This is a genomic window from Pseudomonas sp. YNh (assembly GCF_037993085.1).
Lineage (GTDB): Bacteria > Pseudomonadota > Gammaproteobacteria > Pseudomonadales > Pseudomonadaceae > Aquipseudomonas > Aquipseudomonas putida.
On record NZ_JBBMRJ010000007.1, the window covers coordinates 32700 to 47019 of the forward strand.

The following is a 14320-nucleotide window of genomic DNA, read 5'->3' on the forward strand; positions in this document are numbered from 1 at the left end:
GAAGCAGGCACCGCGGTGCTCGGCACCGGCTTCGCCGGTGTTCGCGGGCTTGCCCGCTCCCACAGGAATTGCGCCAGTCTTTGGGTTGTGTGCCAAGAGGTTGCTTCAAGCGGCTGTTGGGCTAGCGGTGCAGCACGTACTGGCCGCTGAATTTCACTGCAGGCTCGTCACTTCCGGCATTGCTCACGGTGGTTTCCAACGTCAACCGCGCCCGCCCACGGCGCTGGTACATGGCCAGGAATCGCTCCCAGGTCTTTTCGTCGGGCGGTGCACAACGCGCCACCGCCGCACCGGTAACCGGCAACGGATAACTGATCTGCCCTTCCTGGATGACGATATGCCCGTCATCGATCCCCAGCGCCCGCAGACGCAGGTGCAGCCAGCCCCAGCCCGCCAGCACGGCGGCGCAGTACAGGCTGCCGCCAAACATGGTGCTCTTGTGGTTGACGTTCGCCGCCAGCGGCAGTTGCAGGCGCAGGGTGTGCTGCTGCCAATCGATCACCCCCAGGCCCATTTCGCGGGTCAGGGGGATGTCGCTGTGCAGTACGGACTGCAGGTACTGGCTATCGGTGTTCATTAACGGTGGTCCTCTTGGTCGTCATGCCCGCCGCTGCCGCCGTCGAAGCTCAAGCTGTGCTTGCGCAGCTTGTCGTGCAGGGTCTTGCGGGGGATGCCCAGCGCCTCGGCCAGGCTGCGCATGGAGCTGTGTGGCTGGGCCAGTTCGGCCGCGATCAGCGAGCGTTCGAACTGCTCGACCTGCTCGCTGAGGTTGCCGCTCAGCACAGGCGCAGCAGCTGCTGTCGCCGGCGGCGCCTGGCCGTCCAGGGCCAGCTCCAGGCCAAGGGCGAAACGCTCGGCGGCGTTTTGCAGCTCGCGCACATTGCCTGGCCAGGGGTGGCGCAACAGCACGGCACGCTGCGCCGGTTGCAAGGTGTGCGGGGACAGGCCATGGCGCTGGCTGGCGGCGTCGGCGAAGTGCTGGAACAGCACCAGGATGTCATCGCCGCGCTCGCGCAGCGGTGGAATACGCAGCGGCGCCACGTTCAGGCGGTAATACAGGTCGGCACGGAAGCGCCCTTGGTCGGCGGACTGGCGCAGGTCTTCCTTGGTCGCGGCAATGATGCGGATATCCAGCGGGATCAGCTGGTTGCCGCCAAGTCGCTCGACCACCCGTTCCTGCAACATGCGCAGCAGTTTTACCTGTACATCCAGGCTCATGCTCTCGATTTCGTCGAGGAACAGCGTGCCGCCGTTGGCGAACTCGAACTTGCCGATACGGCGTTTTTGCGCGCCGGTGAAGGCGCCTGGCTCATGGCCGAACAACTCGCTTTCCACCACTGACTCGGCCAGCGCGCCGGCGTTGATCGCCACGAACGGGCCGTCGCGTCGGCTGGACAGGTCGTGCAGGGCGCGGGCCACCACCTCTTTGCCCGCGCCGGTTTCACCCAGTATCAGCACATCGGCGCGGGTGCCGGCCAGGGCACCGATCTGCTCGCGCAGGCGCAGCATGGACGGCGAGTGGCCGACCAGGCGGGTGGCCAGTTGCTGGCGGTCGCTCAGTGCCAGGCGCAGGCTGCGGTTGTCCAGCACCAGGCGGCGCAGGGCCAGGGCGCGGCGCACGCTGTCGAGCAGGGCGTCTGTGGCAAAGGGTTTTTCCAGGAAGTCATAAGCCCCGGCGCGCATCGCCTGCACCGCCAGCGGCACATCGCCGTGGCCGGTAATCAGCAGCACCGGCAGCTCGCTGTCGCGGCCGTGCAGTTGCTCCAGCAGTTGCAGGCCATCGATACCGGGCATGCGGATGTCGCTGACCACCACACCGGGCCAATCGGCCTCGATACGCTCGGCCAGGCCTTGGGCATCGGCCAGGGCGACTACCTTGAGCCCGGCCAGGTCCAGGGTCTGGCTCAGCGCCTGGCGCAGGTGCGGGTCATCGTCCACCAGGATGACCTGGGCTTGGCTGTCGATCAGTGTCTCGGTGGTCATGCCGAGGAGTCCTCCGAATTGGGCAAAGTAGCGCCAGGCGCGGCCACGCGCAGCTGCAGGGTCAGCAGTGCGCCACCTTCCGGGTGGTTGGCCAGCAGCAGTTCACCGCCCAGGGCGCGCATCAGGCTTTCGCAGATGGCCAGGCCCAGGCCCAGGCCCTGGGTGCGGGTCTTGGTGGTGAAGAACGGCTCCTTGGCATGCTCCAGGGCCTGTCGGCTGAAGCCGGGGCCGTTGTCGCGGATGTACAGGTAGACGCAGTCATCGCGCTGCTCGGCACTTAGCCACAAGCGGCGCGGGTTGGCCTTTTCGGTCAGGGCGTCGAGGGCATTGGCCAGCAGGTTGCCGAGCACCTGGCGCAGGCGGGTTTCACCGGCCTGTACCCACAAGGTCGCCTCCGGCAGGTCGCGGATCAGCTCCACGGCCATCGCCCGGCGGCGCTTGGCCAGCAGTGCCAGGGCATCGTCCAGGGCGGGCTGCAAGGCCACGCTTTCCGGGGCATGTCGGTCGCGGCGCGCGAAGGCGCGCAGGTGGGCGATGATCGAGGCCATGCGCCCGGTCAGCTCGCCGATCAGCTTGAGGTTGCCGCGGGCGTCATCGGTGCGTTGGTGGTCCAGCAGGATTTCGGCGTTTTCCGCGTAGCTGCGGATGGCCGCCAGCGGCTGGTTCAGCTCGTGGCTGATGCTGGCCGACATGGTGCCGAGTACCGACAGCTTGCCCGCCTGCACCAGTTCGTCCTGGGCGCGCACTGCTTCTTGCTGGGCGTTTTCACGTTCCAGCACGGCATTTTTCAACCGTGTGTTCAGGCCTTCAAGGTCGGCGGTACGTTGGGCCACACGCTTTTCCAGCTCCTGGCGGCCACGGGCTTCGAAGTCGATGCGGTCGATGTAGTGGCGCCGCCGTTGCATCACCAGGCCGGCCAGCAGCATCAGTACCAGCAGCGTACCGGCACCGATGGCCATCACCGTTTGCACCGAGCGATCGACCAGCATGCGCGGCGCGAGGATGCTGACCTGCCAGCCGGTTTCCTTGATGTCGCGGGTCTGGGTGATCCATGCGTCCGGGTTGAGCACCAGCGGTTGCGGGGCCTGGGTCGGGTAGGGCTGGATGGCGATGATGGCCTGGCGCTCGGCCTCGGTCAGCGTGCGGGTGGAGCGGAAGCGCCAGTCGGGCCGCGACGTCAGGATGACCACGCCGTTGTGGTCGGTCAGCAGCAGCTGCTCGGGGGTGCGGCCCCAGAGGGTTTCGGTGTGGTCGAGGTCGACCTTGACCACCAGCACGCCGACGATGCGCTCGCGGTCCCGCACAGCTGCGGCAAAGAAGTAGCCGCGCTTGGCCGAGGTAGTGCCCTGGCCGAAGAACCGGCCCAGGTGGCCGGCCATGGCTTCGTTGAAGTAGGGGCGGAAGGCGAAGTTGCGACCGACGAAGCTGTCGCGCTTGTCCCAGTTGGACGCGGCCAGGGTGTTGCCGCTGACGTCCATCAGGTACATCACCTCGGCACCGGTCTGCTGCACGATGTCCTTGAGCAGGCGGTTGGCGTTGGTCACCGCTTCCAGGCGGAACGGGTCGGCCAGCACGCCACGCAGCGCCGGCAGGTCACCGAGGATCTGCGGCAAGGTTTCGTAGCGGTGCAGGGTGCCGAGCAGGTTGGCGACGTACAGGTCGAGGGTCTGGCGGTTCTGCGAGGCCAGCTCTTCCTGGTAGTAGCGTTCGGCCAGGTGATGCAGGGGCCACAACAACGGGGCCAGGCACAGGGCCAACAAGGCCAGGCTGCGCCAGCGGGGACGGCGTGGGGGCGTGGGTTTTGCAATCATCACGTAAATGCGCCAGAAAAGTCTGGCGCAATTATGCGCTAGTTAAGGCAGCAGTTCCGCCTCTGCCAGTGGCAGGCCGAGCTTGTCCTTGTCCGACAGCACCGGTGGTTGCTGCAACCCCCAGTCGATGGCCAGTTGCGGGTCGTCCCAGCGGATGCAGCGGTCGGCGCCGGGGTTGTAGTAATCGGTGGTCTTGTAGAGGAACTCGGCCGATTCGCTCATCACCGCAAAACCGTGGGCGAAACCGGGAGGTACCCATAACTGGCGGTGGTTGTCGGCCGACAGGTGCACGGCGACCCATTGGCCAAAGGTTGGCGAGCTTTTGCGCACGTCCACGGCGACATCGCGGATTTCCCCGTGTACCACCCGCACCAGCTTGCCTTGGGTGTTCTCGACCTGATAGTGCAGCCCGCGCAGTACACCCTTGATGGAGCGAGAGTGGTTGTCCTGCACGAACTCGGTGCGCACGCCAGTTTGCCGCGCGAACTCACGCGCGTTGAATGCTTCGAAGAAAAAACCACGGCTGTCACCGAAGACCTTCGGCTCGATGATCAGTACTTCAGGGATTGCGGTAGGGATGATGTTCATAGTGGCTCGCTGGCCCGTTGCCCAAGTATTGACCCTAGTCGGCCCCGCTGGAATTTTCCGCATACCGATGCAACAGGATGCATAAGGTGTGGCTATGGTAGACGTCAGACCGGTAGCGGCACCAGGCACGGGTTTTCATGATTCGATTGTTATCGATCTAATTGCGCATAATTCGCGAGTCATTCCCGACTGCCGGGCTTCAAATATCGATATATATCGGTTATAAATTGACAAACGCCCCAGCACACTCCGGCTCAGGGCCATCATAGAGGTCACCCATGAAAACCCTCAACTCCACGCCCCGTGCCGATGGTTTCCACATGCCCGCCGAGTGGGCCCCGCAAACCCAGGTGTGGATGGTCTGGCCGGAGCGCCCGGACAACTGGCGCCTGGGCGGCAAGCCGGCACAGGCTGCGCATGTGACCCTGGCCAAGGCCATTGCCCGCTTCGAACCTGTCACCGTCGCGGCCTCCGCCGGCCAGTACGAAAATGCCCGTCGCCAACTCGACCAGCCGAACATTCGCGTGGTCGAAATCAGCAACGACGACGCCTGGGTGCGTGATACCGGCCCAACCTTCGTCATCAACGACCAAGGTGAAGTGCGTGGTGTGGACTGGGGCTTCAATGCCTGGGGCGGCTTCGACGGCGGCCTGTATGCGCCGTGGAACCGCGACGAGGAATTGGCCGCCAAGGTGCTGGAAATGGAGCGCTGCCAGCGCTACCAAACCGAAGGCTTCGTACTTGAAGGCGGTTCGATCCACGTGGACGGTGAGGGCACCGTGATCACCACCGAGGAATGCCTGCTCAACCGTAACCGCAACCCGCACCTGAACCGCGAGCAGATCGAAGCCGTGCTGCGTGACCAACTGGCGGTCGACACCGTGGTGTGGCTGCCGGATGGCCTGTACAACGACGAAACCGACGGCCACGTCGACAACTTCTGCTGTTACGTGCGCCCGGGTGAAGTGTTACTGGCCTGGACCGATGATTCGAACGACCCCAACTATGCGCGCTGCCACGCGGCCATGGAGGTGTTGAAGAACACCCGCGATGCCAAGGGCCGCGAGTTCATCGTGCACAAGATGCCGATCCCGGGCCCGCTGTTTGCCACCGCTGAAGAGTGTGCCGGTGTCGATCAGGTGGCCGGCAGCCAGGAGCGAGACCCGTCGGTGCGCCTTGCCGGTTCGTACGTGAACTTCCTGATCGTCAACGGCGGCATCATTGCGCCAAGCTTCGACGACCCGGCAGATGCCGAAGCCAGAGCGATCCTGGCAAAGATCTTCCCTGACCACGAAGTAGTGATGATCCCTGGCCGCGAATTGTTGCTGGGTGGCGGCAACATCCACTGCCTGACTCAGCAGCAGCCGGCGCCGGTCAAGCGTTGAGCCCAGCGTGAATTAAAAAAAGGCCCGTCATTTGACGGGCTTTTTTTCTGGCGACACCCGGCGCCCAGGCTGGCATAGGTTTTGTATTGTTTTTCAATCAGATAGCTCGGCCGGGCCGCGCTCTCGGATCTGTAACATTACCTACGTAAATTAGCCGCTCACGGGCCAGGGAGTACGTGTAGACATGAACGCAGCAAGTGAGTCGGCTTTGCGCCCATCGGCAGTGAATCACCAGTCGCTCAAGGTTGTGGCGAAGTGGTTGAAACACCATGGAAGCATCAGGGTCAGGACGACCGACCCACGACGTCTGCTTGCCGGGCGGTACCCTCAAGGGCTGATCAGCGAAGCAGAGATGCAGGCGCTGATGGCGGTGTGGCACTGATCGGATCGGTATTACTTGTACCGGCCTCTTCGCGGGCATGCCCGCTCCCACAGAGTCACCACATGGCTCGAAACCTGTGAAACACCTGTGGGAGCGGGCGCGCCCGCGAAGAGGCCAGTACAGTCAACAACGATCAGAAGCTGTAGCTACCCGTAACCACCAGGCTACGCGGGTCCCCCACCTGAATCTGCGCCGCACTGGTCGCCGAGCTGTAGTAGGTCTTGTCGGCAATGTTGCTCAACGCCGCCCGCACATCCCAGTCATGGGTGCGGTACCCCGCCAGCGCATCCCAACGGCCATACCCTGGCAACACCGTGGTGTTCTGGTTGTCCGCATAACGCTCACCTACCAGCGTAACGCCTGTTTCGGCGTACCAGCCCAGCTCTGGTTTCCAGGTCACGAACAGGCTGGCGTTGCGCTTGGCCACATCGTTGATGCGGTTGCCTTCCTGGCCGTTGTTGTCCTTGACGATGATCGCATCCTGCAGGCCGATGCCGCCGCGTACATACCAGTTGCCGACGATATTGCCGGTGGCCGTCAACTCGATGCCGCGCGAACGCTGCAAGCCGCTGAGCAAGATGTTATTCGGGTTTTCCGGATCACGGGTGCGGCGGTTGTACAGTTCCAGCTCGTAGATGGCCAGGGTGGTGGTCAGGCGCTGGTCGAGCCAATCGCTTTTCACCCCGATTTCTTTCTGCCGGGTCTCTTCCGGCTTGGCGTCGTTGCCGTTGCCCGGTGCATCCGGGGTGATGCCGATCAAGCCGCCGCCCACCGGCGAGAAGGTCTTGCTCCACGAGGCGTAGAACGAATGATCCCGCCATGGCGTGTAGACCACGCCCAGGCGCGGGCTGGTGCTGTTACTGTCCTGCGGTTCGCGCACGCCATCCTTGTTGGTGGTTTCCACGTCGAACTGGTCGAAGCGAACGCCAGCCAGGATTTGCCATTGATCGTTCAGGCGGATCTGGTCTTGCAGGTAAAGGCCGCGGCTATCGACCACAGTGTGGTTGTTACTCGACAGCGCCAGTGTGCCATTGTGCTGCTGGTTGCTACCGGGTTTGCCCAAGCCCGGGAGCGGCTGGCTACCAGCGGTATACAGCACAGGGTCACGCTTCTGGTTGCCGAACTCCAGGCCCAGCAGCAGCTTGTGCTCCAGGCCCAGGGTGTCGAAGTCGCCCTCGGCCTCCAGGTTGTTGAACAGGTTGCGGGTGTTCAGGTCCTGCTGCCAGCGCTGGCGGGTCAGGACATTGGTGCTGGCGTTGTAGCCCGTGACGTAGGTGTTGTCGAACTCGCTGTCGAGCTTGAACAGGCCCAGGGTATGGCGCAGCTGCCAGGTTTCGTTCAGCTGGTAATTCAGGCGTGAGCGCAGGGACTGGGCGCGATCATCGATGTAGTCGCGCTGGTCGCCGTAGGTGGTGCCGCGGCTGACGTCGGCCGGGCGGCCATTCACCCCGGGGATGCCCCGGTCGGGCGTGCGGTTGTAGCGGCTGTATTCGTACTGCACCAGCCAGTTCAGGTCGGGGGTGATCTGCCAGCTGACCGACGGGGCGAACAGCTGGCGGCTGCCGTCGATACCCTTGCGGAAGCTGTTGTTGTCCTGGTTGCCCATGTTCAGGCGCAGGCTGACAGTGTCGCTGGGGTCGGCGCTGAGGTCGGCATACAGGCTGCGCAGGTCTTCGCTGCCGGCCTGTGCTTCGATGCTCGAGCGGCGCCCCTGCTCCGGAGCCTTGCTGACCCGGTTGACGATGCCGCCCTGGCTGCCACGGCCATACAGCACCGCCGCTGGCCCCTTCAGCACCTCGACCCGCTCGATGTTGTGCAGGTCGCGGATGTACTGGCTGTCGTCGCGAATGCCGTCCAGGTAGAAGTCGTTGCTGGCCTCGAAGCCGCGGATGCGCACGCTGTCAAAGCGGGTGTCGGCGCCGCTGCTTACGTTGGGGATCCCCTCCAGCGCCTTGCCCAGGGTGTTGTTGCCGTAGTCCAGCACATTGGCGGTTTTCACCGTGTCGATGGCCTGTGGCACATAGCGTACCGGCGTCGAGGTGCGGGTGGCGGTGCTCACCTCCTTGACGCGCGGGTTGTCCTTCTCACGCTCGCTGTCGGCGGTAACCGACGACTCTGGCAGCGTGGTGGTGGCGGCACTGGCCAGCTCTGCGCTGAACAGCAGCGACAGGCCAAGCGTCAACGGGGAAAGGCGGCAAGGTACAAGCATGGACACATCCGGACCGGGCAGGTGAAAAAGAAGGTGCGAATGGTAATGCTTGCTATTTGCTCTTGCTTGGGTATTTGTAAAGGGTTGTCTTTACATATGTATCTCTTTGTAACAGCCTCTGCCGCCACGGTTTGCCTGCACTCGGGAAATTGTCCGTTCGATCAAAAGGTAATTTCCCACACGAGATAAATTGCCCGCTGATAGCGCAAACCTGCATGGAAATGCACCAGCTCTGCCGATAATTTTGGTTATATCAACCTGCATTTCACGACTTTTTGACATTTGTAATCGCACACGGCTAGGATTCGGCCAACGCCTGCTGGCCATTATCTTGGCCATGCTGCTGCCGAGGGCTGCCGTGGACTTACCGGCTGGCCCACCAGGCGGGATCCGCATAGCGTCGAACCTACGAAGGGGCGTTGGTTCCTGGCGTCATAGTGCAGAGCGTTTTTGATTAAGAAATAAGGAAAACAACATGTTGAAAACCAGGATCAGCCTGGTCGCCTTGGCGATGATCGCCGCGACCCAGGCACAGGCCAATGACCAGGCCGACAGCAAGGGCTTCATCGAGGACAGCCACGCCAACGTCCTTCTGCGCAACGCCTACATCAACCGTGACAAGAAGCACGGCACCGACGACCAGATCGAATGGGGCCAGGCGTTCATCGCCAACTTCTCCTCCGGCTTCACCCAGGGCACCGTGGGCGTCGGCGTCGACGCATTCGGCCTGTACGCCGTCCGCCTTGATGGCGGCAAAGGCCACAACGGTGGCGGCGGCGTCGACTTCTTCAAGCCGCACGAAACCACCAATGCCGAAGGCAACGCCAGCTCGCCGCACAACCTGGCCCGTGGTGGCGCAGCAGTAAAATTCCGCATTTCCAACACCGTGCTGAAGTACGGTGACCAGATGCCAGCTCTGCCAGTGCTGCAGTACGACGACGCGCGTCTGCTGCCAGAAAGTTTCACCGGTACCCTGATCACCTCGAAAGAGATCGAGGGCCTGGAACTGAACGCCGGCCGCTTCACCCAGGAAGCGCGCAAAAGCGCCGAGCGCCGTGACGGTGGCGGCCTGAAGTCGATCAACGTCTTCGGTGGTAGCTACAAGTTCACCGACAACTTCACCGCTTCGCTGTACACCGCAGACAACGAAGACGTGATGAAGAAGCACTACCTGGGCTTGAACTACGTCTTCCCGATCGCCAGCGACCAGTCCCTGACCCTGGACTTCAACGGCTACAAGTCGGACATCGACAACAAGTACGTACAAGCCGCTGGCCTGAATGGCGACTCCAACACCATCTGGAGCCTGGCAGCCACTTACGCGTACGGTGCGCACTCGTTCACCCTCGCGCATCAGCGCAGCACCGGCAGCACCGGTTACAACTATGGCTTCTACCAGAACGCCGGTGGCGTGGGTGACGGTGGTTCGACCATCTACCTGGCCAACTCGTACTGGTCCGACTTCAACGCCGAAGACGAGCGCTCCTGGCAGCTGGGCTACGGCCTGGACTTCGGTGCCTACGGCATTCCGGGCCTGACCTACAAGCTGGCCTACGTGGTGGGTGACAACATCAACACCCGCAACGTCGCCAACCCGCAGGGCTTCGGCGAAGGTAAAGAGCGCGAGATCTTCAACCAGATCCGTTACGTGGTGCAGGACGGCCCGGCCAAGGGCCTGTCCATCAAGCTGCGTAGCTCGTTCCTGCGTACCAACAACGCCGTGCAGCAGAACGGTTACAACGACGACGGCAACGAAGTCCGCGTATTCGTCGAGTACCCGATCAGCATCTTCTGATCCGCAGTTGTTTGCTTGAAAGCTGGGGCCGCGCTGCGGCCCTTCGCGGGCTTGCCCGCTCCCACAGGTACCGCGCCGTATTCGAGTCTGGCGCTGCACTTGTGGGAGCGGGCAAGCCCGCGAAGGGCTGCAGCGCAGCCCCAGTCTTGTTTGTCACGCGGGTTCAGTCTCTTCGTGGCGCAGTCTTGATGCCACAACTCGTGTTGCAGTGTCCCCCGTCTCCGGCGCAAAACTGTCGCTACGCGCCATCCGCCACATCCGCGCATAAAACTCGCTTTCAATCGAGCCACTGAGCAGTTCGCCTGGCTTGAGGAACGTGTGCAGGTCCGAGAACAGCCCGATTTCGCTGGGGCTGATACGCCGTGCCAGGTGCTTGGGCTTAAGCTCCGAAGGGTGCTCCAGGCCCGCAGCAGCCAGCATTTCGGCCAGTGCGTGCAGCGTGTTGCGGTGGAAGCTGGCCACCCGCTCGGCTTTGTCTGGCACCACCAGGGCGCGCTGGCGCAGTGGGTCTTGCGTGGCCACGCCGGTCGGGCATTTGTTGGTGTGGCAGCTTTGCGACTGGATGCAGCCAATGGCGAACATGAAGCCGCGTGCCGAGTTGACCCAGTCAGCGCCGATGGCCAGTACGCTGGCGATGTCGAAGGCACTGACGATCTTGCCCGCAGCGCCAATGCGAATGCTGGAGCGCAGGTTCAGGCCGACCAGGGTGTTGTGCACGAACATCAGGCCTTCGCGCATGGGCACACCCATGTTGTCGCTGAACTCGCGAGGTGCCGCGCCGGTACCGCCTTCCTTGCCATCGACAACAATGAAGTCCGGGGTGATGCCGGTGGCCAGCATGGCCTTGGCAATGCCCATGAACTCCCACGGGTGGCCCAGGCAGAACTTGAAGCCTACGGGCTTGCCACCCGACAGCTCGCGCAGGCTGGCCACGAATTGCAGCAACCCGGCTGGCGTGCGGAAGGCACTGTGCGCGGCCGGGGAGATGCAGTCTTCACCTGCGCGCACGCCACGGGTCTCGGCAATTTCGGCGCTGACCTTGTGCCCTGGCAGGATACCGCCGTGGCCTGGCTTGGCGCCTTGGCTGAGCTTGATCTCGATCATCTTCACCTGCGGCGAGCGGGCCTGTTCGGCGAAGCGGTGAGGGTCGAAACGACCGTCCTCGGTACGGCAGCCGAAGTAGCCACTGCCGATTTCCCAGATCAGGTCACCGCCATGTTCGCGGTGGTAGGGGCTGATGCTGCCTTCACCCGTGTCATGGGCAAAACGGCCCATGCGCGCACCGCGGTTTAGCGCGGCGATGGCATTGGCGCTGAGGGCGCCAAAGCTCATGGCGGAGATGTTGAAGATCGAGGCCGAGTAGGGCAGGCGGCATTGCGGCCCGCCAATGGCGATGCGGAACGAGGCCGGGTCTGGCGTGGCCACTGGCAGCATCGAATGGCTGATGAATTCGAAACCGGGTTTGTAGGCATCGTTCAGGGTACCGAAGGCTTTCTCGGCGCTTTCGTTCTTGGCGCGTGCGTAAACGAGCGAGCGCTGCGAGCGGGAGAACGGCAGCTTGTCGTCGTCACCCTCGATCAGGTACTGGCGGATTTCCGGGCGGATGGTTTCGATCAGGTAGCGGATATTGCCCAGGATCGGGTAGTTGCGGCGCACGGCGTGGTGGCTCTGGCGCAGGTCGTTGAGCCCGACGAGGCTGAGCAGGGCAGTGATCAGTGTGATTGGCCAGAGCCAGGCATGTTGGGGCAGTAGCGGCAGGCTGGCAAAGGTGAACAACAGGCAGATGACGAGGCAGGCGTAGCGGCTGGGCAGAGAGTGATTCATGGGTCCATCGCAGGCAGGATGACCGGGCATAGGATAGGCAAAGGCGGGGAGGGGAAAACCTGGGTAATCGGTAAAAGACTGTTACCTGATTGCGCAGTCCCAGCCTTGCGCAGTCCCACAGAAAAATAGCGTTAGCCAGGCAGCAGTATGCTGACCCGCAACCCACCGCCTTCGCGGTTCGACAGCATCAGCTCACCGCCATGGCTGGCGGCAATCCGCTGGGCAATGCTCAACCCCAGCCCATACCCGCCAGAGGCCTGGTTGCGCGAGCCTTCCCCGCGCACGAACGGGTCGGTGATGGTTGCCATCAGCTCCGGCGCGATCCCCGGCCCGCGGTCGTCGATATGGATGAACACCCCAGTGACGGACCGTTCCAGTGTCACCGAGATGCCCCTGGCATAGCGCAGTGCATTAACCAGCAGGTTCTGCAGGCAACGCTGCAACAGCAAGGCATCTGCCCGCAAGGTGCCCGCCTGGCCGTGCAGCGGCAGTGGTTCTTCGGCCGTGGCCAGGTCCGCACACTGGCGTGCAACCAGTCGGTCCAGGTCCACCTGTTGCAAATTCTGCTGCTCCCCCGCACGCAGGTAGTCCAGAACCTGGCCGATCATGTCGTCCATCTGGGTAATGTTCTGTCGCAGGCGCTGGCGATGTTCGTCGTCCGGTAGCCGCTCCAGGCGCAGGCGCATGCGGGTCAGCGGGGTGCGCAGGTCGTGGGACACGGCGGCCAGGAAGTAGGCCTTGTCATTGACCATGGCAATCAGCCGCTGCTGCATGGCGTTGAACGCCTGGGCCGCCTGGCGCACTTCTTCCGGGCCATCCAGCGCCAGGGGAGGCTGCTCGAGGTTGCCGCCCAGGCCGCGCGCTGCGTCGGCCAGGCGCCGCAACGGGCGCAGGCACAGGCGCACGGCAATCAGGCACACCAGCAATACCGCGACAATCCGCAGCGCATACACCCGCAACAGGTAGTCGCTGATCAGCACCCAGGCCGATTCGCCACTCCAGCCCTGCAGTTCCTGGCCCTCGATGGTCAGCCAGTGGCCGTCGGCCAACGGCACCGCGAACTGCACATGCGCCTGGGCCGTGCGCAGGCCGAACAGGCTACGCCAGACAATCGGCTGGCCCAGCTCATCGGTCAGCCGCACCTTCAGAAGGCGCACGTCCTGGGCATGCCCCAGTTCGTACCTGAGGGCCTGCTGCAGCAACAGCTCGACGCGCCTGCGCCCTCGGCGCTCGTCATGTTCAGGTGTGGGTAGCGTTTCGGCGCAGCGCAACTGATAGTGGGCGGGCACCTTCAGCGCGCCGGCGTGGCAACTGGCCTGGGCGATCAGGGGCGCACTGCGCGCGGCGATCAGGCGAATGGGCGCCTCGAGTACCTGGGCGAAACGCACATCGAACCAGATGCTGCTCGACATCAACTGGATCACCAGCGTGCCGCTGATCATGATCAGCAGCAGTTGGCCAAACAAGGTGCGCGGCCACAGCCGGCGAAGCCAGCGCATGTCAGGCATCGGCCGCGAGGTTGGCGATACTCAGCAGGTAGCCTTCGTTGCGGATGGTGAGAATTTGAGCAGCCCCCGCCGGCGCACGGCGTAGTTGCTGGCGCAGGCGGCTGACGCACATGTCCACCGAACGGTCGTCGGGCAGGTGGTCGCGGCCAAATGCGCTGCGGGTCAGCTGGTCGCGGGAGACCACGCGGTTGTTGGCTTCCAGCAGTTCGCGCAGCACGCGGTAGTCGGAGCGTGGCAGGGTCAGGGTTTCGCCATCGGGGCGGGTGAGCAGACGCTTGACGTGTTCAAGGCGAAAGCCTGCGAACAGCTGGGCGTCCGCCTCGGCGGGCTCATCGGCGGGAGTGTCCAGGCGTTGCGGGCGACGCAGCACGGCCTTGATCCGGGCGATCAGCTCGCGCGGCTCGAAAGGTTTGGCCAGGTAGTCGTCGGCACCCACTTCCAGGCCGATGATGCGGTCCAGCGTGCTGCCCTTGGCCGACAGCATGATTACTGCCAACCCCGGCGTCGCTTGCAACTGGCGGCACAGGCTAAGGCCATCTTCACCCGGCAGCATGAGGTCGAGCACCACCAGGTCCACCTTGTGCCGGGCCAGCTGTTCGCGCATCTGTTCACCGTCTGCTGCGGCTAGCACGTTGTAGCCGGCATCGGTCAGGTAATCACAAAGAAGTTCGCGGATTTCGTCGTCATCGTCGACAACCAGCAAGGTCGTGGTCATGCGGAAAAACACCTGTTCGGTGAGGGCCGGTGGCGCTCGTTACGTTCAATTACATCCCCGTACATGTCGGGTCTGGAGCCGGGAGGGCCGATCCCTAGAATCCTAACAAAAAATCATCTG

General features: G+C 63.4%; 11 protein-coding genes. 3 read left to right on the top strand and 8 right to left on the bottom strand.

Annotation, left to right across the window (positions count from 1 at the left end; all coding sequences use genetic code 11):
• Nucleotides 1-121: 121 nt before the first annotated feature.
• Genes WF331_RS09195 through rfbC form a run of 4 tightly spaced genes read right to left on the bottom strand, consistent with a single transcriptional unit; the run spans nucleotide 122 to nucleotide 4382 of the window.
• Entirely contained in the window at nucleotides 122-577 is a 456-nt protein-coding gene (locus WF331_RS09195) for a thioesterase domain-containing protein (protein WP_340622826.1), read from the bottom strand.
• Nucleotides 577-1983, bottom strand: coding sequence for a sigma-54-dependent transcriptional regulator (locus WF331_RS09200; protein WP_340622827.1), 1407 nt, complete (start codon nucleotides 1981-1983; stop codon nucleotides 577-579). The genes WF331_RS09195 and WF331_RS09200 overlap by 1 nt, the downstream gene beginning before the upstream one ends.
• Nucleotides 1980-3794, bottom strand: a complete 1815-nt coding sequence (locus tag WF331_RS09205; RefSeq protein ID WP_016497573.1) for a sensor histidine kinase — start codon at nucleotides 3792-3794, stop codon at nucleotides 1980-1982. Before WF331_RS09205 ends, WF331_RS09200 begins: the two co-directional genes overlap by 4 nt.
• A 42-nt stretch (nucleotides 3795-3836) precedes the next feature.
• Nucleotides 3837-4382: a dTDP-4-dehydrorhamnose 3,5-epimerase gene (gene rfbC, locus WF331_RS09210; protein ID WP_016497574.1), complete on the bottom strand. Its 546-nt coding sequence runs from the start codon at nucleotides 4380-4382 to the stop codon at nucleotides 3837-3839.
• Nucleotides 4383-4660: 278 nt separating this feature from the next.
• On the opposite strand from rfbC, the gene aguA reads away from it, so the two are divergent.
• Together aguA and WF331_RS09220 are read left to right on the top strand one after the other, a co-directional pair.
• On the top strand, nucleotides 4661-5767 hold the full coding sequence (gene aguA, locus WF331_RS09215; protein ID WP_016497575.1) for an agmatine deiminase: 1107 nt from the start codon (nucleotides 4661-4663) through the stop codon (nucleotides 5765-5767).
• 184 nt (nucleotides 5768-5951) lie between these two features.
• Nucleotides 5952-6149, top strand: a complete 198-nt coding sequence (locus WF331_RS09220) for a hypothetical protein (RefSeq protein ID WP_026034717.1) — start codon at nucleotides 5952-5954, stop codon at nucleotides 6147-6149.
• Nucleotides 6150-6282: 133 nt separating this feature from the next.
• Here WF331_RS09220 and WF331_RS09225 read toward each other — a convergent pair whose 3' ends face one another.
• Nucleotides 6283-8358: a TonB-dependent receptor gene (locus tag WF331_RS09225; RefSeq protein WP_340622828.1), complete on the bottom strand. Its 2076-nt coding sequence runs from the start codon at nucleotides 8356-8358 to the stop codon at nucleotides 6283-6285.
• Nucleotides 8359-8833: 475 nt separating this feature from the next.
• Here WF331_RS09225 and WF331_RS09230 point away from each other — a divergent pair, with 475 nt between their 5' ends.
• Entirely contained in the window at nucleotides 8834-10153 is a 1320-nt protein-coding gene (locus WF331_RS09230) for an OprD family porin (RefSeq protein ID WP_340622829.1), read from the top strand.
• Nucleotides 10154-10306: 153 nt separating this feature from the next.
• Here WF331_RS09230 and WF331_RS09235 read toward each other — a convergent pair whose 3' ends face one another.
• From WF331_RS09235 to WF331_RS09245, 3 genes are all read right to left on the bottom strand, one after another.
• On the bottom strand, nucleotides 10307-11977 hold the full coding sequence (locus WF331_RS09235; protein ID WP_016497578.1) for an FMN-binding glutamate synthase family protein: 1671 nt from the start codon (nucleotides 11975-11977) through the stop codon (nucleotides 10307-10309).
• A 131-nt stretch (nucleotides 11978-12108) separates the two neighbouring features.
• Nucleotides 12109-13476: an ATP-binding protein gene (locus tag WF331_RS09240; protein WP_340622830.1), complete on the bottom strand. Its 1368-nt coding sequence runs from the start codon at nucleotides 13474-13476 to the stop codon at nucleotides 12109-12111.
• 1 nt (nucleotide 13477) lies between these two features.
• Entirely contained in the window at nucleotides 13478-14200 is a 723-nt protein-coding gene (locus tag WF331_RS09245; RefSeq protein ID WP_284362042.1) for a response regulator, read from the bottom strand.
• Nucleotides 14201-14320 lie beyond the last annotated feature (120 nt).